We start from the raw sequence: 21380 nt of genomic DNA, 5'->3' as shown, positions 1-21380 counted from the left end.
TCCCGACGTTAACCGTTCAGCAAAGATGGGCTGGGTCCTGCTTCAAGAGGGCCAGAGCGCCCGGGACCGCGGAGCGGTCCAACCCGGCGCCCGCTTGAGCAGGCGGAACGTGAGTCAGTCGCCCACGAACCACAAATACAGATGGGAACCCTCCTCGACTTTCCTGCTGAGTCTTTCAGCTTCCACCGCGGCGTCTTCTCCGATGATGGTTCGAACATTTTGATCGGAGAGTTCCCGCCGCAGCCTCTCGGTCTGCCTTGAATTGAAGATGGCATCCGCATATGGCAGCAAGCTACTCAAAAACGGGAAGTCCTCTGGATCCAGCCGCGCCAGCGCCTCGGACCATCGGATGCCATTCGCGCCATGAACCACCACCTCACCGCTCGCGCTACGCACCTGCATGTCGATCATTGTGGTCCCCTGTCGTCGCCTCATTGATCATGGTGAACGACATGCTGTCATGCCGGGCGCAGGCCGTCGTGCCGCCGGGTAGAGGCGCCGCAGCGTCCCGGCATACTGCTACTCGTGAGCTATGACTTGGCCGTGTGGGAAGGGCCGCAGCCGACAACCGATGCTGGCGGGAAGGCGACCTTCGAGAATCTGTTCAGGCGGCACCTCGAGGGCGATTGGCTGACGGAACCGGTCGGTCCTGTCGCTGCCTTCGCTGAGGCCCTGCTGGCACGCTGGCCCGAGGATTCCGAGGACAGTCCGTACTCGTCGGGAGTCTCCGTCTCCGGACCGATCGCCTACATCACGCTCAGCTACAGCCGAGCCGCTGAGGTGTCGCTCTGCGCAGCAGAACTGGCAGCCCGTTTTGGACTTGTCTGCTTCGACCCGCAAGCGGGGCGGTTGCGGCCTGGCGACGGCGGAGGATTCGCCCGGCCATAGCCGTCGAAACGCAAGGTTTGTCGAGGCGGCGAACGCACTGATCTGCCGCCGATCGCGCGTGTCGTCGAGCGTGGTCATCCGGTTCGATACGCCTGACATCGACCTGGCGCGTTGCGTGCTGTCACCGCTGTCGGACCGGTCCGGCTACTTCGATGACGGTGCCTGCTCCGACTGCGGGTGTGTGCCCTCGTGCATGGTGATTGACTGGCCTGCCTGCAGGTCTCGCCAGTCGAGCGGCGCGAGAGGCGCGAGAGGCGCGAGACGGACGAACCCTATGGTTCCCGGAGCCAACTCCGGCGCAGATTCCACCCACATGCGCGCCACTCGAAGATCGGGCTTTCCCGCCGGCGTTCGCTGCTCGATATCCCAGAGAGGACGCAGAACGCCGGGACTTGGGATGGCAGCGGCCCGGCCGCCTCCGCTGACCGAAACAACCGCGACTCAGCGCGGATGATCCCGTGAACGCTCTCCCAACGACCCCACCGGCACCAAGCCGCGGTCTCAGCCAAGCCACATCAGGTCAGCGGCCGCGATAAGCAAGTCCCACCACTGAGCCGACGGCGGGCCGCGACGAGTCGTCACGAGCCGTTGGCGGCCCGACGCACGCTCGTGCCGATGAGCGGATGTTGGAGCGGAACTATTTTCGGCATCATGGCCGGGTGACCGGACAAGATCTCCAGTTCCACTACGACGGGCCTGACGCCTTGACGTGGCTTCAGGGGTGGTACACCACCCAGTGCGATGGAGAGTGGGAACACGAGTACGGCGTGTCGATCGAGACGCTCGACAATCCTGGCTGGTTCCTGAAAGTCGACCTGCAGGCAACTGCGATGGACGGCCTGAAGTTCCCTAAGCATGAAGTCCACCGCAGCAAGCACGACTGGCTCATTGCCCGCGTGGTCGACAACCGCTTCGAGGTGGCATGCGGACCGCTCAATCTCAGTGAAGCCATCCACCAGTTCCGGGTCTGGGTTGCCGATGGAGACCACGGTAATTCTTGATCAACGCACCATGTGTGCCCGGGTCCCGGCTATGGCGATCACCATCTCTCGTGAGCCCTCCTCTGCCGCGACCATGTGAGCCCGGTCTACGGGCCCTTGCTGAGGTGGAAGGTTCGCACGGAGCCCATGATGTCGAGCTCGACTTGATCCGAATCAACCCGGTAAGACCAGGGCGGTTCGACGAATGTCGTCCAGAGCTTCGTGCCGTCTGTGCGCCAAGCGGCGATCTCGAGCTCAGCTGACATGATGACCACGTCGTCATGCTGACGCCAGGACCAGAACCCGCACTCGGCCTCATCCAGCCAGTTCCGGTGCCACAGGCCGGAGCGTGTCTCGTAGGCGAGTAGACGGGTGCCCGCTCCAACGAACAGTTGACGCTGCTCAGGAACGTACAGCGCTCCCGGCGTGAAACCGGCTCCGGATGGCGCGAATCGCTGTGTGACCACCAGTCGCGGCCACTCGCCGCCATGGTCGTTGACGGCGAGGAAGAAGTATCCGTCGTATCCACTGTCACCGGAGACAGGGAAATCCTCCGAGAGGTCGGCATGCTGCCGGTAGCCGCCGAGCACGGCTGGCGGCGTCAGACCCATCAGAATCTGGGTCTGACCGACGGCGACCGTCAACGGACTGCCCCACACATCACTCACCACGTGATCATGCCGTAAGTATTCACCGCTAACCGCTGCCAGCGGAGTTCGATCTGACGGCGCCTGTAAAGACCGATTCACTCACATGCCGCGGTGCGCGCGCTGCCCGTCTCTGCCCGCGCCCGGCAGGGGCGGGCGTTGAAGGCAAGCTAGTAGTCGGACATGGCGATCCGGTTGCCGGCGCTGGACGAGCGCACGTGGACGAGCTGCCCGATCGGCTCGGCGCTGCACAGCACGTCGTCGAGGACCATCTCGTCCTCGGCGAGCGCGAGGAACCGCCGCCCGTCGGCTTCCAGCCGGCCGACCACCACACCGGTGCGCTTGCCGTCGCGCGCGTGCTTCACCGTGTACGTCTCGAGGGTCGCCCACCCGTCGGCCCGGACCGCCTGCTCCGGCGCCGCCCACGCGTCGACCTCGGCCTGCAGCGCGGCGCTGTCGTCGGCCCGCCACGGCGACGGCGTCGTGGTGTAGACGCCCGCGGAGTACTTGCTCATCATGCCGCCGTTCGCCCCGACGAACCCGTGGCTGCCCGGCGACTGACGCACCCGCTCGACCACCGAGGCAATCGCGTGCATCGCGTAGTTGTTGCCGGCGCCGCCGAAGAACGGCAGCCCGCCGGTGACGGTCAGCCCGCGCGGGTCGTCGGCCGTCAGCCCGAACGCGTCGGCGAGGTTGAACACCGGCGCCGCGAAACAGCTGTAGAGGTCGAGGTGCGCGAGATCGTCGACGCCGATGCCGGCGACGTCGAGGGCGTGCCGCGCGGCCAGCACCGACGCCGGTGACGACGACAGGTCGGCGCGGTCCATCAGGTCGCGTTCCCGCAGGTCGGCGTGTCCGGACAGGAAGACCCACCGGTCGGTGGGCACGCCGAGCCGCTTCGCCGCGGCAATGGACATGAGTACGATCGCCGCACCCTGGTTCACCTTTTCCCGTGCGACCACGTACCGGGTGTAGGGATCGGCGATCGGCCGGTTCGCGTCGGTCGGGGTGACGAGTTCGGCGGCGGTCCGCTCGATCGGGGCGGCCGCGTGCGGGTTCGCGGCGGCGATCCTGGTAAAGGGGGCGAACAGCTCGCCGATGGCCTGCGCGTACGCGGCGCGGGACAGCTTGAGGCGGGCCCGGCGGGCGTTGTCGAACAGCGCGTAGTGACTGGGCGCGTCGGTCAGGCCGTGGACCGCGTGATGCTCGGAGAGCAGGCCCTCGAGCCCGAACCCGCGATCCTCGAGGGAACCCTCGACCTGCTCGGAGAAATCCGGTGCGCCGTCGCTTCCCGCGTACCGCTCGATGGTGGAGATGGCCTCCGCGCCGGCCAGAAGGACCACCTCGGCGGAGCCGGCGGCGACAGCCGCGGCGAACTCGTTGACCAGACGCTGCGGGCTCTGCCCGCCGCCGACCTCGAGGACCGCCCGCCGCGGCCGGGCGCCGACGCGCTGCGCGACCGATCGGGGGAAGTTGTCGGAGCGGCCCAGGGGTGCCGTCACGCCGGGGAACGAGTTCTCGAACTGGCGGGTGGCGGCGACCGTGTCGATGCTCGCGGAGACGGCGATCAGCCCGGCGCCGGTGTCGGCGATCGCCTCACGGGCGGCGTCGGCGGCCAGCTCGACCGGCGACCGGCGCCGATAGCCCGGGCTGTCGAGCAGCTCGGAGGCCTGTCCCACACCCACCACGATCGGGGTGCGCGGGTCGAGATCGTCGTAGTTCAGCGGCATGTCGCGCTCCAGGGATCCTGAACGATTCCCGTTCACTTTTCGCGACTGTATCCTGACGGTAACCGTTCAGCAATAGCGCCGAACCCGTAGGATGACCGGAATGAGCGCAGCACCCGGGCCGGGCCGGCCCCGCGACCCGGACGTGGACCGGCGCATCGCCCGGGCCGCGCTCGACGTCTTCGGCGACACCGGCTGGGCCGGGTTCGCGATGGAGGTCGTCGCCCGCCGCGCCGGCATCGGCAAGGCCACCCTCTACCTGCGCTGGACCAGCAAGGAAGCGCTGCTCACCCACGCGTTGAACACCGGCCTGGTCCGGGTCGCCGACGTCGACACCGGCACCCTGCGCGGCGACCTGGTCGAACTGGCGGCCCAGATCCTCGGCCTCTACGGCGGGCCGTCCAGCCGCGCCGCGCTGCGCCTCACCCTGGAGGCGGGCACGATCCCCGGCGTCGCGGAGAACTATCACGCGATGCGCGAGGCCCAGTTCCACGCCGCCCGCGCGATCGTGCGGCGCGGCATCGACCGCGGCGAGCTGCCCGCCAGCGTGTCGATCACGATGCTGCTCGACACGCTGGCGGGTGGGGCGATGATGCACGCGCTGAGCACGCCCAGGGAGAAGCAGGAGGACCCGGCCGCGCACGCCCAGCGGCTCGTGGACTTCCTGCTGCAGGGCACGTTTACTCGGGTCGACCAGCCTTGACCAGCTCGCCCGCCGCGGTGACCTGCTGGATCGCCTCCCGGGCCATCACCTGCTGAGCGGTGGTGACCCGCTCGGAGCGTCCCCGGCCCAGGAACGACACGAACCAGTGGCCCACGGCGGAGACCCGGTTCTTGAAGCCGACCAGGTACATCAGGTGCACGACGAGCCACATCATCCAGGCGGTGAACCCGCTGAACTTCATGCCGCCGGTCGACGCGATCGCGGAGAACCGGGAGATCGTGGCCATGCTGCCCTTGTCGCGGTACGCGAACGGCGCGAGCGCGGGCTTGCCGGCGACGCGCGCCGCGACCGTCCGGCCGGCGTAGGTGCCGGTCTGGATCGCCACCTGGGCCACGCCGGGCAGCCGGTCCAGCGACATCATGTCGCCGACGACGAAGATCTCCGGGTGCCCGGGCACCGTGCAGTCCGGGTTGACCATGACGCGTCCGGCCCGGTCCACCTCGGCGCCGGCCGCCTCGGCGACCCGGCGGGAGATCGCCGGAGCGGCCACACCGGCGGCCCAGATCTTGGTGACCGACTCGATGCGCTGCCGGCCCTGCGCGGTCTCGACGGTGATGCCGGTCCCGTCGACGCCGACCACCTTCGTGCCGAGCTGGACCTCGACGCCGATCTTCTCGAGCTGGTGCTTGGCCTTCTCGGACAGCTTCCCGCCGAACGTCGGCAGCACCGCGTCGACCGCGTCGACCAGGATGACCCGGGCCTGCCGGGGGTCGATCCGGCGGAACTGGCCGGGCAGCGTCCGGTGCGCCAGCTCGGCGATCTGGCCCGCCATCTCCACGCCGGTCGGCCCGCCGCCGACCACGACGAAGGTGAGCCAGCGCTGCACGGCCTCCGGGTCGGTCTCCAGTTCGGCCATCTCGAACGCGCCGAAGATGCGTCCGCGCAGCTCCAGAGCGTCGTCGACGGTCTTCATGCCGGGCGCGTACTGGGCGAAGTGGTCGTTGCCGAAGTAGCTCTGCGAGGCGCCCGCGGCGACGATCAGGGTGTCGTAGCCGACCTGGTACTCGGTCCCGTTCGGCGCGGTGGCGGTCACCGTGCGGCCGTCCACGTCGACGTCGGCCACGTGACCGATCAGCACCTCGGCGTTGTCCTGCTTCTTGAGGATCTCGCGTACCGGAACCGCGATCTCGCCCTCGGAGAGGATGCCGGTCGCCACCTGGTAGAGCAGCGGCTGGAACAGGTGATGCGTGGTGCCGTTGATGAGCGTGACGTCCACGTCCGCGCGGTGCAGCGCCTTCGCGGCGGAGAGCCCGCCGAAACCGGCCCCTACGACGACAACCTTGTGCCGGTCACCCATGGCTTTTGTCCTTCTCCTCTGCCGCGATTCGATCCCGTCCGGCAGCTCTGATCGACATCTCGCCGTGGCCGTTTAGTGGTGCGGGGCAGCGGTTCGGTTGCGAGATCGGTACCGTCGCGTGCACGTTCTCGCAGCCCACCATGGCTGGCGCTTGCACTCGACAGGATCGAGTGCTAATACAGGAAGAGACGACGAGACCTCGGTGAAGGAGCACCGAAGGAGGAGATGACCATGCTTCTGCGTACCGACCCGTTCCGTGAGCTCGACCGGATGTTCGAGCAGTTCACCGGCACCAGCGCCCGGCCCGCGGTGATGCACGTCGACGCCGAACGCGACGGCGACACCTTCTACGTGTACTTCGATCTGCCCGGTGTCGACCCCGACTCGATCGACGTGACGGTCGAGCGCAACGTCCTGCAGGTCCAGGCGCAGCGACAGCGCCGCAGCCGGGACGGCGTCGAGGCGGTGATCAGCGAACGGCCGATGGGCGTGTTCAACCGCCAGCTGTTCCTGGCCGACACCCTCGACACCGAGAAACTGGAAGCCGTCTACGACAACGGCGTGCTGACCCTGCGCATCCCGATCTCCGACCGCGCCAAGCCCCGCCGCATCGCCATCGGCGGCGGCACCTCCGGCCGCAAACAGATCAAGGGCTGAGCGATCCCCGTCACGGCCCGGCGGCGGCGTCTACTCGCCGCCGCCGGTCGTCTTCGCGTTGTAGGTGAGGGCCTCCTCGATCCAGGACCGCAGGTCCTCGTCGGACTGGACGCGCCCGGACTCCACGACGATCCAGCCCTTGCTCATCCGCCGGCCGCGCATCGACGGCCACTGGGCGCCGTCGCGGTCGAGCAGGTCGTCGACGCGGTCCGGGTCGCAGCGGACCATCAGGTCGCCCCCGGTGTTCGCGGTGACGGCGATCTTGTCGTTGACCATGAAGGTCAGTCCGCCGAACATGCTCACCTCCCGCACCGGCCGTCCGGAGAGGACCTCACGGATCCGTTCGGCGAGCTCACGGTCGTACCCCATCGCCGTTTTCCTTCCTCGCGTCGATCCGTCGGCACTGCGTTCCCCGAGCCTGCCACGCCCGGGTTCATTCGCCGTGGATGGCGTGCCGGGACGGGACGGGTCCGAGGATCGGGGCGTGAAGAAGACCTTCCGGAAGGACACCGTCGCCGGTGTGGTGCTCGGCGTGGAGAGCGTGCCCGACGGTCTCGCCTCCGGCCTGCTCGCCGGGGTCAACCCGCTGGCCGGGCTCTACGCCTACTTGTTCGGCACGCTCGGCGGCGCGGTCTTCACCAGTTCGGCGTTCATGGCCGTGCAGGGCACCGGCGCGATGGGCATCATCGTGGCCGACGTGCCCTCGGTCCACGCCGCCGCCGACCCGGCGCGGGCGCTGTTCACGCTCTCCATGCTGACCGGACTGATCATGGTGGTGGCGGGTCTGCTGCGGCTCGGGTTCGTGCTGCGGTTCGTGCCGAACACGGTGATGGTGGCGTTCCTCAGCGCGGTCGGCGTCAACATCGTCCTGGGCCAGCTCTCCAACTTCACCGGGTACGAGGCCGACGGCGCCAACCGGGTGCTGCGTGCCCTGGACACCCTGCTGCACCCCACTCTCCTGGACGCGCAGTCGGTCGCCACCGGAGCGGTCACGATCGCGCTGATCCTGCTCCTGGAGCGCACCCGGGTCGGCGCGTTCGGCCTGGTCGTCGCGGTCGTCGTCACCTCGGTCGCGGTGCCGCTGCTGGGCTGGACCGGGGTGCGCGTCGTCGAGGATCTCAGCGCCGTGCCGAACGCGCTGCCGATGCCTGTCGCCCCCGATCCGCGGGCCGTTCCGGGGCTGCTGGTGCCGGCGCTGGCGCTCGCGTTCGTGGGGCTGCTGCAGGGTGCGGCCATCTCGGCCGGTTTCCCGAACCCGGACGGCCGGTACCCGGACGCGTCCCGTGACTTCGTCGGCCAGGGCGCCGCGAACGTCACCTCCGGAGTGTTCCAGGGCATGCCGGTGGGCGGCTCGGTCTCCGGGACCAGCCTGAACCGGGCCGCCGGGGCCCGCTCCCGGCTGTCGCTGTTCATCGCCGCCGCGGTGATGGCCGTGGTCGTCATGGCGTTCGCGGACGTGGTCGGGCGGATCGTCATGCCGGCGCTCGCGGGCCTGCTGATGCTGATCGGCCTGCGCACGATCAAACCGGCCGCGCTGGCGGCGGTGTGGCGCACCGGCGGCGTGCAGAAGACGGTGCTGGTCAGCACGTTCGTCCTGACGATGCTGATCCCGCTGCAGTACGCCGTGCTGGCCGGCGTCGGGCTGTCGGTGGTCCTGCACGTGATCCGCCAGTCGCATCAGGTGACGATCCGGCGGTGGCAGCTGGACGACGGCGGACGGGTGGTGGAGTCCGACCCGCCGGCCGCGTTGGCCGGCGACGAGGTGGTGGTGCTCCAGCCGTACGGAAGCCTGATGTTCGCCGCCGCCCGGGTGCTGGAGGAACAACTGCCGGCGCCGGCCCGGAACTGCGTGGTGATCATCCGGCTGCGCGGGCGTGAGCAGCTGGACACCACCTTCCTGGGCGTGGTGCGCCGGTACGCGGAGGCGCTGCGGGCCTGCGACAGCAGGCTGATGCTGGTGTCGGCGAATGAGCGGGTCCGCAAGCAGCTGCGCGTCGACGGCCTGACCGAGCTGGTCGAGGTCTACCGCGGTGACGAGCGGGTCGGCGCGTCGGTGCGGCGGGCCTACGCCGACGCGACCGCCTGGATCCGGGAGCGCCGCGACACCTGAGCGCCCACGGCGGCCGTCCGGTGATCGCGGAGCCGAACCGGGCCTCGCCGATCGTCACATCACCCCACCGGTTGCCGGTGCGCAGCCAGTCACGACCTGTCGATACTCAAGAGCGTGCCGGCCACCGCCGACAGCAGCTCCTCCGTGGTGAACGGTTTGCCGACGACGGTGACGCCGCCGTCGACGATGCCCTGCTCGCTCATGAGCGGATCCGCGTACCCGGACATGTAGAGCACCGGCAGCCCGGGATGGTCCTCACGGAGGGCGGCGGCCAGCTCCGGACCGTTCATGTGCGGCATGACCACGTCGGAGAGCACCACGTCGATCGGGCCGGCATGGGTCCGGGTGAGATCCAGGGCCTCCTGCCCGTTGGCGGCGCGCAGGACGTGATAGCCGGCCCTGGTCAGGATCCGGGCCGCCACCTCGCGGACGCCGTCCTCGTCGTCGGCGACCAGGACGGTCCGGCCGGCGTCGGCGGTGACGCTCGCCGGAGCGACCGGCGCGGGCGCCGCCTCGTCGGTGGCCGGCAGATAGAGGTTGATGGTGGTGCCCTCCCCCGGCGCGGACTCGATGAGCAGGTCACCGGAAGCCTGCCGCATGATGCCGTACGCGGTCGCCAGGCCCAGGCCGGTGCCGTGCCCCTTCGGCCGGGTCGTGAAGAACGGCTCGATCGCCCGGTCCACCACGTCCGGGGGCATGCCCTCGCCGTCGTCGCGGACCGCGATGTGGACGTACTCCCCCGGTGGCAGGCCCCGGCTCACCTCCGCGGTGCGCAGGTGCCGGGTGCTGAGCGCGAGATGGCCGCCGTGCGGCATCGCGTCGCGGGCGTTGACCGCCAGGTTGAGCAGCACCTGGCTGAGCTGGTTGCTGTCGACCACGACGTTGCCGGCGTCCGGGTCGAGCTCGACGCTGACCGTGATCTGCCGCCCGATGCTGGAGTCGATCATGGCCCGGACCTCGTCGACCACGGCGTTCGGGTTGATCACCACCGGCTGCACGATCTCCCGGCCGCCGAAGGTGAGCAGCTGGTGGGCGAGGTGGGCGGCGCGCTTGCCGGCCCGGTGGATGTTGCCGAGGTCGTCGAGCATGGGTGCGGCCCGGGCAGCGTCCAGCGGCGCGCCGACCGCGTCGCGCAGCTCGTCCTGGATGAACTCGCTGAACGACAGAATGATGTTGAGGATGTTGTTGAAGTCGTGGGCCACCGCGCCGGAGAGCCGGGCCAGGCTCTCGAACCGTTCGGCGATCCGGCGGCGCTCGGCGGCCTCCCGCTCCCGCTCGTCGGCGTGCCGGCGCTGCTCGGCCTCGATCAGCGCGGTGACGTCGTCGATCGTGGCGACGAAGCCGGTGTGGTCCTGATTGTCGTCGGTGATCGGCCGGATCGTGGTGTGCAGCCAGCGGCGCCGGTGATCGGCCAGGGTCACGTCGCCGTGCAGGGCGGTCTGGGCCCGGGGCACGCCGTCGCGCCGCAGCCGGGCCCGCTCGCCGGCCGGCAGGCAGCACATCCAGCCGGGTCCGAGCAGGTCCTCGGCGGTCAGGCCGGTGATGTCGGCGAGGCGCGGGTTGACGTACGTGGCGGACAGCTCGTTGTCGCCGGTCACGATGCCGACCGGCGAGACATCAGCGAGCGCGCCGAAGCGGGCCTCGCTCTCGTCCAGCGCGAGCACCTTCTCCACCAGCTTGGCGTTGACCGTGCGCAGGTGATCGGCGGACGGTGCCGGGCTGTGCGGCGGCAGCGGTGACGCGTGCAGCGCCTGCTCGACGGCGATCAGCAGCTGCTCGGGGTCGGCCGACTTGGAGATGATCTGGTTGGCGCCGTACGCGGACGCCAGCGGCGCGGCCTCCTCCGGCCGGTAGTTCGCGGTGTAGAGCACGACCGGGATGCCCGCGGTGGCGGTGTCCGCGCGCAGCCGCTGGACGAACTCGTACCCGTCGATCCCCGGCATGACCACGTCGGCGAGGACCAGATCGGGGTGGATCCGGCGCGCCAGGTCCAGGGCCTGCGCGCCCTCCGCGGCCTCGACGACGTGGTGACCGCCGTCGTCGAGGGTCATCCGGGCTACCTCCCGGTTGGCGGCGCGGTCGTCGACGACGAGGATGGTGGCCATGGGTGCTCCGATTGTCCGGGCTGCTCGGGCGCCTGCGTGGCGACCAGGGTGACCGTGGCGCGCGTGCCGGCGGGGCCGCTGTGCATCGCGAGGCGCGCCCCCGACCGGGTGGCCAGCCGCGCCGCGATGCACAGTCCGAGCCCGGTGCCGGTCTCGCCCCGCTCGTGCGCTGCGGCGCCCCGCTCGAACGGCCGCAGCACCCGGCCCAGCTCGTCCGGGGCGATGCCCGGGCCGTCGTCGCGCACGTCGATCTCCGGCGTCGCGCTGTCGCGCCGGACGTCCAGGTGAAGCTCGGTCCCGTCGCCGTACTTGACGGCGTTGTCGACCAGTTCGACGAGCAGCCGCCGCAGGTCGTCCGGGTCGCCGGTGACGCCGACCGGCTCGGGCGGGATCCCGGTGACGATGCGCCTGCCACGCTCGGCGGCGGCGGGGCGCAGCGCCTCGGCGACCTCGGTGACGACCGGGCGGCAGTCGAACGCGCTGCTCTCGCCGGGTGGTTCCGCGCCGAGCCGGGCCAGGTCGCTGACCCGCTCGGCCGTGGTGAGCAGCTCAGCGGCGCTGCCCCGGATCATCTCGAGCTGGCGCGCCCACTGGGCCGGATCGCCGCCGCCCTGCGTCATCTTGCGGGAGATCAGGCCGGACAGGCCGATGATGCCGGTGAGCGGGCCGCGCAGCTCGTGCCCCAGCTTCGACAGCGCGGCCTGGTCGAACGGCGCGGCCTGGTCGAACGGCGCGCCGAGGGCGACGACGCGACTCCGGCCGTCTCCGCCGCTGCCCTGCCCCACGACCATCCATGACTCCACGGAAACCCGAACCTCAGTCTCACGGTAGCTGGAATGCTCCTTATTGTGAGTATTTCGGGCGGGTTTCCGTTCCGCAGGCGTCCGCCGCTCGGGACCGCCGCCGCCACCCTCGCCGGACTCGTCGCCACGGGCGTGGTGCTGGGATACCTGCTCCGCGTCGAGGTGATGATCAGCGTCATTCCCGGCTGGCCGCCGATGGCCCCGAGCATCGCGGTCCTGAGCCTGCTCACCTGCCTCGCGCTGCTGCTGCTGGCCCCGGCCCGCACCGGCCGCTACCGCCGCTGGACGGGCTATGGCCTCGCCGCCCTGGTGGTGGCCGCGGCTGGATCCGGCATCCTCAAGCGATTCGGCTTCCTGGACACCGGACTGCCCGACCTGCTCGCGCTCGGCAGGGGTGAGGCCAGCCCGTCGACCTACCTGGCGCAGGGCCCGTCGCCGGTACGGTCCCCGCTCGTTCTCCTGCTCATCGGCCTGAGCCTGCTGCTGCTGGACACCGACGCCCGCCGTGGGCGGCGGCCCGCGCAGCTGCTCGCGGCGACCGGCGCGCTCGTGGTCGCCGTCGCCGGCCTGGGCACCTTCCTCGGCCTGGACGCGGTGTCGCGGGAGCTGCGCGGCTACGTGATGCCGATCCCGACGCAGGTCACCCTGCTGCTGCTCGCCGTCGCGGTGATCGCCTGCCGGCGCGACGGCCTGACCGTGCGGATCTACACCAGCCCGCGCCTCGGCGGCCGGACAGTCCGCCATCTCGCCCCCGCGATGGCGGCCGTGGTCGTGCTGATCGGTGCGGTCATCGCGACCATCACCCGTACCGGGATCGCCGTCGACGGGCTCGTGGTCACCATCGCGCTCAGCGCGCTGTTCCTCGCCCTCCACGTCGTCCTGCTGCGCGCCGGCGCGGTCCTCGACGAGGCGGACCAGCGGCAGACCGAGCTGATCGACCAGCTCCGTGAGCAGCGCGACTTCAACGAGACGGTGATGGCCTCGCTGAACGAGGGGGTGCTGACGCTCGCGCCGGACGGCCAGGTGCTGCACGTCAACCCGCGCTGGTGCGAGCTCACCGGGTACGCCGCGGGCGACGTCGTCGGACGCCGGCCGCCGTACCCGTGGTGGCCGGCGCCTCGGGCCGGTGAGCGATCCGGCTCGTCCGGGCGGCTCGAGTTCAACACCGAGGTCGTCCACGCCGACGGCCATCGGGTGCCGGTCCACGTCACGATGTCCGCGCTGCGCACCGACGACCACGCCCACATGTCGGTCGTCACCTACCGCGACCTGACCCGGCGGGACCGGGACGAGGCGGAGCGGCAGCGGATGGCCCGCCAGCTGGACCACTTCTTCACGATGTCGCGTGACCTGCTCTGCATCGCCAGCACCGACGGCTACTTCAAGCGGGTCAACCCGGTCTGGGAACAGGTGCTCGGCTTTTCCGCCGACGAGCTGGTGAGCCGGCCGTACGTCGAGTTCATCCACCCGGACGACATCGGTCGCACCGCGGACGCCGCGGCCGGGCTCACCGTCGGCCGCCCGGCGATCGCCTTCGAGAACCGCTTCCGGACGAGCGGCGGCGACTATCGGTGGCTGAACTGGACCGCCACGGCGGCCGACCAGGAGGGCGTGATCTATGCGGTCGCCCGCGACGACACCGAACGCCGCCGGACCGAGCAGGCGCTCGCCGCCGCCCGCGACGAGGCGCTCGCCGCCGCCCGGCTCAAATCGCAGTTCGTCGCCATGGTCAGCCACGAGATCCGGACCCCGATGAACGGCGTCATCGGGCTGACCAAGCTCCTCCTGGACACCCCGCTGCAGCCGGCCCAGCGCCGGTACGGCGAGGCCATCCGCACGTCGGCACGAGCGCTGCTGGCGATCATCAACGACATCCTGGACTTCTCCAAGATCGAGGCCGGCAAGGTGGAGCTGGTCGACGCCCCGTTCGACCTCGGCGCCCTGGTCGAGGACGTGGCACATGCCGGCGCCGCGGCCGCGCGGGACAAGGACCTGGACATTCTCACCTACTACCCGGCGGACCTGCCCGCGGCCGTGCACGGCGACGAGGGCCGGATCCGCCAGGTCCTGCTCAACCTCGTCGGCAACGCCGTCAAGTTCACCCACGAGGGCCATGTGCTGCTCCGGCTCGACCCTGCGGACCACGGTGACCGGTTCACGTTCAGCATCATCGACACCGGCATCGGTATCGACGCCGACCGGATCGCCTCGCTCTTCGAGCCGTTCACCCAGGCCGACGGCAGCCACGCCCGCGAGTTCGGCGGGACCGGGCTGGGCCTGACGATCAGCCGCCAGCTCGTCGAGCTGATGGGCGGGCGCCTCGAGGTGCAGAGCCGTCCCGGCCGGGGCAGCCGCTTCTTCTTCACGCTGCCGCTGCAACGGGCCGAGGAGTACGCCCGCCGGCCCCGGCGGATCCGCGACGAGCTGGCCGTCCAGCGGCTGCTGATCGCCGACGGCAATCACACCAGCCGGCAGTTCCTCGCCGAGCACGGCAGCGCCTGGGGGCTGTCGGTGCAGGCGGCCGCGACCGCCGAGGCGGCGGCGCGGGAGCTGACCGCCGCGGACCGGGACGGCACGCCGTTCGACGTGGCGGTCATCGACGAGCACCTGCCCGACATCGGCGGCCCGGCCCTGGTCCGCACGATCCTCGCCACACCCGGGCTGCCCCGGCCGAACATCCTGCTCGTCACCCGCGACCCGTCCACCGACCACGGCCTCACCGACACCGACGGCGTCGACGTCCTCGCCAAGCCGGTGGGCCCCTCGACGCTCTACAACTACCTGCTGCAGCGCCTGCCCACCGGCGCCGCCGGCGACGATCAGCCCGGCCCGGACGGCCCTGCACCGTCCACGCGGGGACGGGTCCTGCTCGCCGAGGACAACGAGATCAACCAGATCGTGGCCACCGACACCCTGGCCACGCTCGGCTACGACGTCGACATCGCCAGCAACGGCGCCGAGGCCCTGGAACTCGCGCGCAGCCATCCCTACCAGGCCGTGCTGATGGACTGTCAGATGCCCAAACTCGACGGTTACCAGGCCACCGAGGAGCTGCGCCGCACCGAGGCGCCCGGCGAGCACATCCCGATCATCGCGATGACCGCGGGCGTGCTCAAGGAGGACCGCCGGCGGGCCCGGCAGGCCGGGATGGACGACTTCCTCGCCAAGCCGATCGACGCCGACGAGCTGCGCAGCGTCCTGGAGCGCTGGACGGCGCCCACCCGTCACTGACCGCCGGCGGGTGGCCGAATCGGCATCACGCACACACCCGCGTCCGATCCGCACCGATCATGCACATCGAGAGGTATCGTTTGATCGCATTTGCCACCGATGCGGGGGATCATGGCAATGAAGCGGATCTTCACACTTGTCCTGATCGTCGCCGTCCTGCTCGCCGCGGGCTGCAACGACACCGAGGACTCCCCGTCCACCGAGGCCGACAAGGTCACCTACCTGACCGCCTTCGGCGCGGTCGGCCGCGACGCCTTCGCCTGGGTCGCCCAGGAGAAGGGCTACTTCCGCGACGCCGGGCTCGACGTCACCATCCGGCTCGGCGCCGCCACCGGCGAGAACGTCAAGGTGCTCAGCGCCGGTCAGGCCCAGTTCGCGAACCTCGACATGACCGGCACCTGGATCCTGGCCGGCACCGGCCAGGCCCGCGACATCCGGGCATTCGCCGCGATCCACCAGCAGACCCTCGTCTCGATCATCGCGCTGGAGGGCGCCGGCGTCACCGGGCCGCGCGACCTCGAAGGCCGCACGCTGGGCGCGGCGACCGGCTCGGTCAACCAGCTGCTCTTCCCGGCGTACGCGAAACTGGCCGGCATCGACGCGAACAAGGTCACCTGGGTGAACGCGCCGCCCGCCCAGCTCCCGGCACTGCTCGCCAGCGGCCGGGTCGACGCGCTCAGCACGTTCCTGATCGGCGCCCGCGGCATCTCCAAGGCGGCCGGCGGCAAGAAGACCGTCGTCCTGCCGTACAGCGAGTTCCTCCCCGGGCTGTTCGGCAACGGGCTGGTCAGCACGACCGCGGTGATCGAGAAGGATCCGGACCTGGTGCGCCGGTTCCGGGACGCGGCGCTGCGGGGCCTGCGCTACACCATGGAGCATCCCGACGAGGCCGCGCAGATCCTGAAGAAGGCGCAGCCGGCCGCCGACGTGACGGCCGCGGTCGGGGAGATCACCCTGATGGCGCCGGCCGTGAAACCGTCCGGCGAGATCGACAAGAACCGGGTCGCCGCGGCCATCGCCACGCTGCGAAGCGGCGCGCTGATCCCGCCCGGCCTGACACCGGAGTCGGTGGTCGACTTCTCCCTGGTGCCGGCGGCATGAGGGCGGCCTACTCCTTCGACAACGACGCCCCGGACGCCGCGCTGCGCCACGAGCTGCTCGCCGAGATCCTCGACCATGTCACGTTCGACCGGCTCGGCGCGGCCGGTGACCTGCGCGGACGCCGCTGCCTGGAGGCGGGCGCCGGCGGCGGCAGCGTCGCGCGACGGCTCGTGGCGCTCAGCGGGCCGGGCGGACGGGTCCTGGCCACCGATCTCAACCCCCGGCACCTACCCCACGATCAGGGGTACGAGGTGAGCCGTCACGACCTGACCGGCGACCCCGTCCCCGACCCGCCCTGGGACCTGATCCACGCCCGCCTGGTGCTGGCCCACATCCCGGAGCGGGAGCGGATCCTGGCACGGCTCGCGGACGCCCTCGCCCCCGGCGGGGTCCTGCTGATCGAGGAGTGGCTGTCGGCGTACCCCGATGTGGTCCTGGATGCCCCCGACGCGGCCGCCGCCGAACTGGTCGAGCGTTACCACCGCACGGTCGTCGAGCGGCTGCTGCCGGCCAACGGCGCCGACCCGGCCTGGGCCGCCCGCGTGCACGCCGCGATGATCGACGCCGGGCTGACCGGCGTGCGCACCACGATCCACGCGGAGTCCTGGGCCGGTGGCACGGCCGGGGCCCGGCTGATCGCGGTGAACGTGGCACAGGTGGGCGACGGTCTGCGCGACGCCGGGTTCACCGATGCGGAACTGGACCGTCTGACCGCGCTCGCCGCCGATCCCCGGCTGGTGGTCCGCGGCCACCTCACCTACTCCACGACGGGACGCCGCGGGTGAGCCGGATCCACTCGTCCGCGCTGCCGCTGCTCGGCGCGGTAACAGCGGTCGCGCTCTGGTGGTCGGCCACCGCGGTCTTCGGGATCCGCTCGTTCTTCCTGCCCGCCCCGCCGGACATCGTCGCCGCGTTCCGCCGGCAGCCGGGATACCTGATGCGCGAGGCGGGGTCCACGGTGACCGTGACGGTGACCGGTTTCGGCATCGCGGTGGCGGCCGGCCTGCTGCTGGCCGTCGTGCTGACCGCGTGGCGCGCCCTGGAACGGGCCACCCTGCCGGTGCTGGTGGCGCTCAACTCGGTGCCGAAGGTCGCCGTCGCCCCGCTGCTCGTGGTCTGGCTCGGCTTCGGGGCGCAGCCCAAGATCGTACTGGTGGTGCTGATCTGCTTCTTCCCGGTCGTGGTGGCGACGATGGCCGGGCTGACGTCGACCCCCGCCGAGCTGAGCGAACTGAGCCGGTCGCTGTCGGCGAGCGTCTGGCAGGCGTACCTGAAGATCCGGTTGCCCTGGGCGCTGCCGCAGATGTTCGTCGGCCTGAAGGTCGCCATCTCCCTCGCCGTGATCGGCGCCGTGGTCGCCGAGATCAACAACCCCACCGGCGGGCTCGGCTCGGTGATCGTGCTGTCCGGGATGTCGTTCGACACCCCGCTCGCGTTCGCCGCGATCGCCCTGCTCGCACTGCTGAGCACCACGCTGTTCTACCTGGTGGTGCTCCTGGAACGGCTGGTGGTGCCGTGGGCGCGGGCGATCAGCGGATGATTCTGTTGGATCAGGTGTCGCGCACGTTCCCCGCCCGGACCGGCGCCGTCACCGCGCTCCACGAGATCGACCTGGCCGTCGCCGAAGGCGAGTTCGTCGCCGTCATCGGCCGCTCCGGCTGCGGCAAGTCCACCCTGCTGCGCCTCATCGCCGGCCTGCTCGAACCCACCTCCGGGACGATCACCGTCGCCGGCCGCCCGGTCCGCGCGCCGAGCCGTGAGGTGGCGCTGATGCAACAGCAGCCGGCCCTGCTGCCGTGGCGCACCGCCCTCGGCAACGTCCTGCTCCCGGTCGAGATGGCCCGGCTGCCACGCGCCGACGGGACCGCCCGCGCCCGCGAACTCCTCACCGCGGTCGGCCTGGCCGACTTCGAACACCGTCATCCGTACGAGTTGTCGGGCGGGATGCAGCAGCGGGTGGCGCTGTGCCGGGCGCTGATCCAGCAGCCCCGGGTGCTGCTGATGGACGAGCCGTTCTCCGCGCTGGACGCGCTGACCCGCGAGGACATGGCCGCCCAGCTGCAGGCGCTGCACCTGGCCCGCCCGGCCACGACCGTCTTCGTGACCCACTCGATCCAGGAGGCGGTGCTGCTCGCCGACCGGGTCGTGGTGCTCACGCCACGGCCCGGGCGGGTACGCAAGGTCCTCGACGTGGAGATCGCCAGGCCGCGGTCGCTGGGGCACAGCGCGGCGCTGCCGGAGGTGGCGGAGTGCGTGGCACAGTTGCACGACCTGCTCGCGTCAGCCGGTGAGCACGGCTCCTGTTAGATAGGGGCCATGACACGCGAGCGTCCCCCCGCCGAGGCCGGCACCCCCGGCCGGATCCCGCCGGTCTACCGAGCCGTCATGGCCGCGGCCGGCCCGATCGTCCGCTGGTGGGGCCGCCTCGAGGTGGAGGGCCTCGACACCGTCCCGGCCAGCGGCGCGACGATCATTCCGGCCAACCACGACAGCGCCTGGGACCCGGTCGTCATCGCCCACGCCGCCCGCCGGCGCCGGCAGATCCAGGCCCTCGCCAAGGCGTCACTGTGGAAGAACCCGCTGCTGCGCCGCATCCTCGACGGCATGGGCCAGATCCCGGTCCGGCGCGGCCAGGCCGACACCGACGCGCTGGACGCCGCGGTGCAGCGCCTCGCCTCCGGCGGCTGCATCGGCATCTTCCCGGAGGGCACCCGCTCCCAGGGCCGCCAGCTGCGCGCCCGCAGCGGTGTCGGCCGCCTCGCCCAGGCCGTCCCCGAAGCCCGGATCGTCTGCGCGGCCGTCTCCGGCACCGTGGACATCGCCCGCTTCCCGCGACGCCCCCGGCTCAAGGTGACGTTCTTCGAGCCCACCCCACCGCCGCCCGGGGAGTCCGCGCTGGAGCTCGCCGCCAGGCTGACCGCCGAACTCCGCACCGTCGCGCCGGTCCAGTCCTAAGGGCTCGACCCCTGCGTGACCGGGCGGGAGACTTAGCCGATGTCTGACCGAACGCGCGGCTCACACGCGGTCTACCCGGGGACCTTCGACCCCTTCACCGCCGGGCACCGCGATGTCGTCGAGCGGGTGCGGCGCCTGTTCGACCGGGTCACCGTGCTGGTGGCGGTCAACGAGGCCAAGCAGCCGACCGCCACACCGGAGCAGCGGTCAGCGGCCCTGCGCAGTCGGTTCCCGGAGAGCTGGACCACCGTGACCGTGACGGCATGGGAGGGCCTGACCGTTGCGTTCTGTCACGAGCATCAGGCCACCGTGATCGTCCGGGGCGTCCGGAACGCCGCCGATCTGCAGCACGAGCACCAGCTCGCGGCGATGAACGAGGCGCTGGGGATCCCCACCCTGCTGGTCCCCGCGCGTCCCGAACTGGCGACGGTCTCCTCCACCGCGGCCCGCGCCCTGCGTACCTGACCGGCGGCGCTCACCTGCGCTCAGACGTCCTGGGTCCACACTCCCGGCACATGGTCGGCGGGCGCGCGCCAGAGGTGCGGCTGGGCCAGGCTGCCGGTGTCCCACGGGAAGGCGCCCTCCCGGTCCGGCCAGACGACCTGCAGGACCGGGATGGGCGGCTGCCGGTAGAACCACATGGCCTGACCGAAGAACGCCCGGAACCAGGCCGGCTCGACGGTCCGCAGGCGCAGCGGATAGCCCTTCACGACGTCATCGTGGGACTGCCCGTCGGCGAGGCCGTCCCGCTCCCCCAGGATGTTCAGGCACGACTGCATGACACGCAGATCGAGCCCGAACATGGCCAGCTCCGGCTCACCCCGGCTGTGCCAGCGGCCGATGGTGTACGACCACCCCGGCCCCTTCTCATCCGCCGCAACGCCCGTGACGCTCGACCCGAACTCCTTCACATTGCCGATCACGCCCTGGTCGCCCGCGTCGTACTCGTCGCGGTCGCCGTAGTCGTGACAGATGACGCAGCGGCAGATCCGCGAACTCTCCAGCACACGCAGAGCGTAAGCGATCACCTCGGTCACCTGCGGCGTTGCCCTGCCCCCTAGTGACCTGCGGCTTCCACTCGGCGTCCACCGCCGGGGCAGTCCTCAGGCGGGGCGTAGGCCCGGATGGTGCCGCTGTGCCGCACGACCGTCCCGTCGGCGGCGAGGGCCACGAGCCGTCTGCAGACGGGGCAATGGCCCCGCCGCCGCTCCTCCCGTCGAGTCACCGCGTCTCCTCCGAGAGTCCTGTCGCGGGCCTTCGCCCAGCCTTCACCGCCATCGTGCTCGATCGAGGCAAGGCAACCTCCGTGCGACAACGTCCTCACCGCCGTCAGGCGCGGGACCGGATCGTCTTGCGGATCCAGCTCGCGTGCGCCGACACGTCGGTGTAGAGGCCCGGCCCCTCGGAGCAGGCCACCCCGGGAGCGCCCGGGCCGGACGTGACGCCGACCAGCTCCCAGCGGCCATGCCGTGCCTTGCGCACCTGCGGGCCGCCGGAGTCGCCGAAGCAGGCCATCGCTTTCGGCTTCCGGCTGATCGTGCACAACCGGGAGCGGCTCGCCCAGCCGGGCGCGCACTCCGCGCGGGAGCCGATGCGGGTGTCCAGCTGCTGCAGCCGTTCCGCGAACGCGAGTTCGGTGTCCGAGACGGTGCCGAAGCCGAGGAGCCTGGTCGGGGTCCCGGGCTGCACGGCGCGCTCGGCCAGCGCGACGGGCTTCTGCTTGACCGGCCGGTCGAGGCGGATCAGGGCGAGGTCGTGGGTGTTGGGTGCCTCGTTGTTGCCGTTGACGTAGCCGGGGTGCACGACGATCCGCTCGATGTCACGCACGGTGCCGCCGGATTTACGCTTCTCGCTGCCGACCCGGACGGTGCCGTCGAGAACGAGACCTTCCCCGCGTACGCAGTGGGCGGCGGTCAGCACCCAGCGGGGATCGATGAGCGAGGCCCCGCAGTTGCCGTCGACAAGTCCGAGCTCCGGTGCGGACTCCGGGATGGTCGCCATGAACGGGTAGGACCGATGCGTGTCGGAACCGTTGACGATCGCTTGGGCGCTGCCGGCCGTCATGGTCGCGGCGAGGACGCCGACGGCGGCGGCGAGCAGGGCTTTCCTGGTGAACATGGACAGTTCCTCTGATCGGTGAATGCGACATGCTCAG

Annotated in this window: 21 protein-coding genes; 12 read left to right on the top strand and 9 right to left on the bottom strand. The window is 71.0% G+C overall.

The annotated features are described in order from the left end of the window. Positions 1 to 114: 114 nt before the first annotated feature. Entirely contained in the window at positions 115 to 411 is a 297-nt protein-coding gene (locus AMIS_RS15305; protein WP_014443227.1) for a hypothetical protein, read from the bottom strand. A 114-nt stretch (positions 412 to 525) separates the two neighbouring features. On the opposite strand from AMIS_RS15305, the gene AMIS_RS42690 reads away from it, so the two are divergent. After that, entirely contained in the window at positions 526 to 888 is a 363-nt protein-coding gene (locus AMIS_RS42690; protein ID WP_014443226.1) for a hypothetical protein, read from the top strand. 659 nt (positions 889 to 1547) lie between these two features. Continuing rightward, complete coding sequence (locus AMIS_RS15300) at positions 1548 to 1889, top strand: immunity 53 family protein (protein ID WP_231859310.1); 342 nt, start codon at positions 1548 to 1550, stop codon at positions 1887 to 1889. Positions 1890 to 1975: 86 nt separating this feature from the next. Here AMIS_RS15300 and AMIS_RS15295 read toward each other — a convergent pair whose 3' ends face one another. Continuing rightward, positions 1976 to 2536, bottom strand: coding sequence for a hypothetical protein (locus tag AMIS_RS15295; protein WP_157434875.1), 561 nt, complete (start codon positions 2534 to 2536; stop codon positions 1976 to 1978). A 149-nt stretch (positions 2537 to 2685) separates the two neighbouring features. Continuing rightward, the gene (locus AMIS_RS15290) at positions 2686 to 4281 is read right to left on the bottom strand and encodes an acetyl-CoA acetyltransferase (protein ID WP_231859309.1); all 1596 of its coding nucleotides are present in this window, start codon (positions 4279 to 4281) and stop codon (positions 2686 to 2688) included. A gap of 64 nt (positions 4282 to 4345) precedes the next feature. Here AMIS_RS15290 and AMIS_RS15285 point away from each other — a divergent pair, with 64 nt between their 5' ends. Then, on the top strand, positions 4346 to 4945 hold the full coding sequence (locus AMIS_RS15285) for a TetR/AcrR family transcriptional regulator (protein ID WP_157434874.1): 600 nt from the start codon (positions 4346 to 4348) through the stop codon (positions 4943 to 4945). Here the strand turns inward: AMIS_RS15285 and AMIS_RS15280 are convergent. Further along, positions 4923 to 6263, bottom strand: coding sequence for an NAD(P)/FAD-dependent oxidoreductase (locus AMIS_RS15280; protein ID WP_014443220.1), 1341 nt, complete (start codon positions 6261 to 6263; stop codon positions 4923 to 4925). The genes AMIS_RS15285 and AMIS_RS15280 overlap by 23 nt on opposite strands. A gap of 231 nt (positions 6264 to 6494) precedes the next feature. On the opposite strand from AMIS_RS15280, the gene AMIS_RS15275 reads away from it, so the two are divergent. Further along, positions 6495 to 6920, top strand: coding sequence for an Hsp20/alpha crystallin family protein (locus AMIS_RS15275; RefSeq protein WP_014443219.1), 426 nt, complete (start codon positions 6495 to 6497; stop codon positions 6918 to 6920). Between the two features lie 30 nt (positions 6921 to 6950). Here AMIS_RS15275 and AMIS_RS15270 read toward each other — a convergent pair whose 3' ends face one another. Then, positions 6951 to 7289, bottom strand: coding sequence for a TfoX/Sxy family protein (locus AMIS_RS15270; protein ID WP_014443218.1), 339 nt, complete (start codon positions 7287 to 7289; stop codon positions 6951 to 6953). A 115-nt stretch (positions 7290 to 7404) separates the two neighbouring features. On the opposite strand from AMIS_RS15270, the gene AMIS_RS15265 reads away from it, so the two are divergent. After that, the gene (locus tag AMIS_RS15265) at positions 7405 to 9030 is read left to right on the top strand and encodes a SulP family inorganic anion transporter (protein ID WP_014443217.1); all 1626 of its coding nucleotides are present in this window, start codon (positions 7405 to 7407) and stop codon (positions 9028 to 9030) included. 89 nt (positions 9031 to 9119) lie between these two features. Here AMIS_RS15265 and AMIS_RS15260 read toward each other — a convergent pair whose 3' ends face one another. Both AMIS_RS15260 and AMIS_RS43370 read right to left on the bottom strand, forming a co-directional pair. After that, the gene (locus AMIS_RS15260; protein ID WP_041829800.1) at positions 9120 to 11135 is read right to left on the bottom strand and encodes a hybrid sensor histidine kinase/response regulator; all 2016 of its coding nucleotides are present in this window, start codon (positions 11133 to 11135) and stop codon (positions 9120 to 9122) included. Further along, entirely contained in the window at positions 11087 to 11926 is an 840-nt protein-coding gene (locus tag AMIS_RS43370) for a sensor histidine kinase (RefSeq protein ID WP_014443215.1), read from the bottom strand. Before AMIS_RS43370 ends, AMIS_RS15260 begins: the two co-directional genes overlap by 49 nt. Before the next feature lie 57 nt (positions 11927 to 11983). Here AMIS_RS43370 and AMIS_RS40555 point away from each other — a divergent pair, with 57 nt between their 5' ends. The 7 genes from AMIS_RS40555 to coaD all read left to right on the top strand — a co-directional run bounded on the left by AMIS_RS40555 (position 11984) and on the right by coaD (position 19690). Next, on the top strand, positions 11984 to 15169 hold the full coding sequence (locus AMIS_RS40555) for a PAS domain-containing hybrid sensor histidine kinase/response regulator (protein WP_051042006.1): 3186 nt from the start codon (positions 11984 to 11986) through the stop codon (positions 15167 to 15169). Between the two features lie 117 nt (positions 15170 to 15286). Next, on the top strand, positions 15287 to 16270 hold the full coding sequence (locus AMIS_RS15245; protein WP_041829799.1) for an ABC transporter substrate-binding protein: 984 nt from the start codon (positions 15287 to 15289) through the stop codon (positions 16268 to 16270). Then, positions 16267 to 17055, top strand: a complete 789-nt coding sequence (locus AMIS_RS15240; protein ID WP_014443212.1) for a methyltransferase domain-containing protein — start codon at positions 16267 to 16269, stop codon at positions 17053 to 17055. Before AMIS_RS15245 ends, AMIS_RS15240 begins: the two co-directional genes overlap by 4 nt. Next, positions 17052 to 17810, top strand: a complete 759-nt coding sequence (locus tag AMIS_RS15235; protein WP_014443211.1) for an ABC transporter permease — start codon at positions 17052 to 17054, stop codon at positions 17808 to 17810. The genes AMIS_RS15240 and AMIS_RS15235 overlap by 4 nt, the downstream gene beginning before the upstream one ends. Next, positions 17807 to 18577, top strand: a complete 771-nt coding sequence (locus AMIS_RS15230; protein ID WP_014443210.1) for an ABC transporter ATP-binding protein — start codon at positions 17807 to 17809, stop codon at positions 18575 to 18577. The genes AMIS_RS15235 and AMIS_RS15230 overlap by 4 nt, the downstream gene beginning before the upstream one ends. A gap of 9 nt (positions 18578 to 18586) precedes the next feature. After that, on the top strand, positions 18587 to 19225 hold the full coding sequence (locus tag AMIS_RS15225) for a lysophospholipid acyltransferase family protein (protein ID WP_014443209.1): 639 nt from the start codon (positions 18587 to 18589) through the stop codon (positions 19223 to 19225). A gap of 39 nt (positions 19226 to 19264) precedes the next feature. Beyond that, positions 19265 to 19690 carry a pantetheine-phosphate adenylyltransferase gene (gene coaD, locus AMIS_RS15220; RefSeq protein ID WP_014443208.1) on the top strand — a complete coding sequence of 142 codons (426 nt, stop codon included), beginning with the start codon at positions 19265 to 19267 and terminating at the stop codon, positions 19688 to 19690. A gap of 20 nt (positions 19691 to 19710) precedes the next feature. Here coaD and AMIS_RS15215 read toward each other — a convergent pair whose 3' ends face one another. Next, positions 19711 to 20253, bottom strand: coding sequence for a DUF4262 domain-containing protein (locus tag AMIS_RS15215; RefSeq protein WP_197538025.1), 543 nt, complete (start codon positions 20251 to 20253; stop codon positions 19711 to 19713). A gap of 301 nt (positions 20254 to 20554) precedes the next feature. Continuing rightward, on the bottom strand, positions 20555 to 21343 hold the full coding sequence (locus AMIS_RS15210) for a S1 family peptidase (RefSeq protein WP_014443206.1): 789 nt from the start codon (positions 21341 to 21343) through the stop codon (positions 20555 to 20557). Positions 21344 to 21380 lie beyond the last annotated feature (37 nt).

Origin of the sequence: Actinoplanes missouriensis 431 (genome assembly GCF_000284295.1) — a bacterium.
GTDB lineage: Bacteria > Actinomycetota > Actinomycetes > Mycobacteriales > Micromonosporaceae > Actinoplanes > Actinoplanes missouriensis.
This window is presented reverse-complemented; position numbering and strand designations above follow the sequence as displayed.

Bases quoted from the DNA above. Each gene is read 5' to 3' on its own strand.
- AMIS_RS15275 (WP_014443219.1), top strand. From the start codon at position 6,495: ATGCTTCTGCGTACCGACCCGTTCCGTGAGCTCGACCGGATGTTCGAG.
- AMIS_RS15270 (WP_014443218.1), bottom strand. From the start codon at position 7,289: ATGGGGTACGACCGTGAGCTCGCCGAACGGATCCGTGAGGTCCTCTCC.
- AMIS_RS15245 (WP_041829799.1), top strand. From the start codon at position 15,287: ATGAAGCGGATCTTCACACTTGTCCTGATCGTCGCCGTCCTGCTCGCC.
- AMIS_RS15225 (WP_014443209.1), top strand. From the start codon at position 18,587: ATGACACGCGAGCGTCCCCCCGCCGAGGCCGGCACCCCCGGCCGGATC.
- coaD (WP_014443208.1), top strand. From the start codon at position 19,265: ATGTCTGACCGAACGCGCGGCTCACACGCGGTCTACCCGGGGACCTTC.
- AMIS_RS15305 (WP_014443227.1), bottom strand. From the start codon at position 411: ATGATCGACATGCAGGTGCGTAGCGCGAGCGGTGAGGTGGTGGTTCAT.
- AMIS_RS15285 (WP_157434874.1), top strand. From the start codon at position 4,346: ATGAGCGCAGCACCCGGGCCGGGCCGGCCCCGCGACCCGGACGTGGAC.
- AMIS_RS43370 (WP_014443215.1), bottom strand. From the start codon at position 11,926: ATGGTCGTGGGGCAGGGCAGCGGCGGAGACGGCCGGAGTCGCGTCGTC.
- AMIS_RS15230 (WP_014443210.1), top strand. From the start codon at position 17,807: ATGATTCTGTTGGATCAGGTGTCGCGCACGTTCCCCGCCCGGACCGGC.
- AMIS_RS15210 (WP_014443206.1), bottom strand. From the start codon at position 21,343: ATGTTCACCAGGAAAGCCCTGCTCGCCGCCGCCGTCGGCGTCCTCGCC.
- AMIS_RS15240 (WP_014443212.1), top strand. From the start codon at position 16,267: ATGAGGGCGGCCTACTCCTTCGACAACGACGCCCCGGACGCCGCGCTG.
- AMIS_RS15260 (WP_041829800.1), bottom strand. From the start codon at position 11,135: ATGGCCACCATCCTCGTCGTCGACGACCGCGCCGCCAACCGGGAGGTA.
- AMIS_RS15280 (WP_014443220.1), bottom strand. From the start codon at position 6,263: ATGGGTGACCGGCACAAGGTTGTCGTCGTAGGGGCCGGTTTCGGCGGG.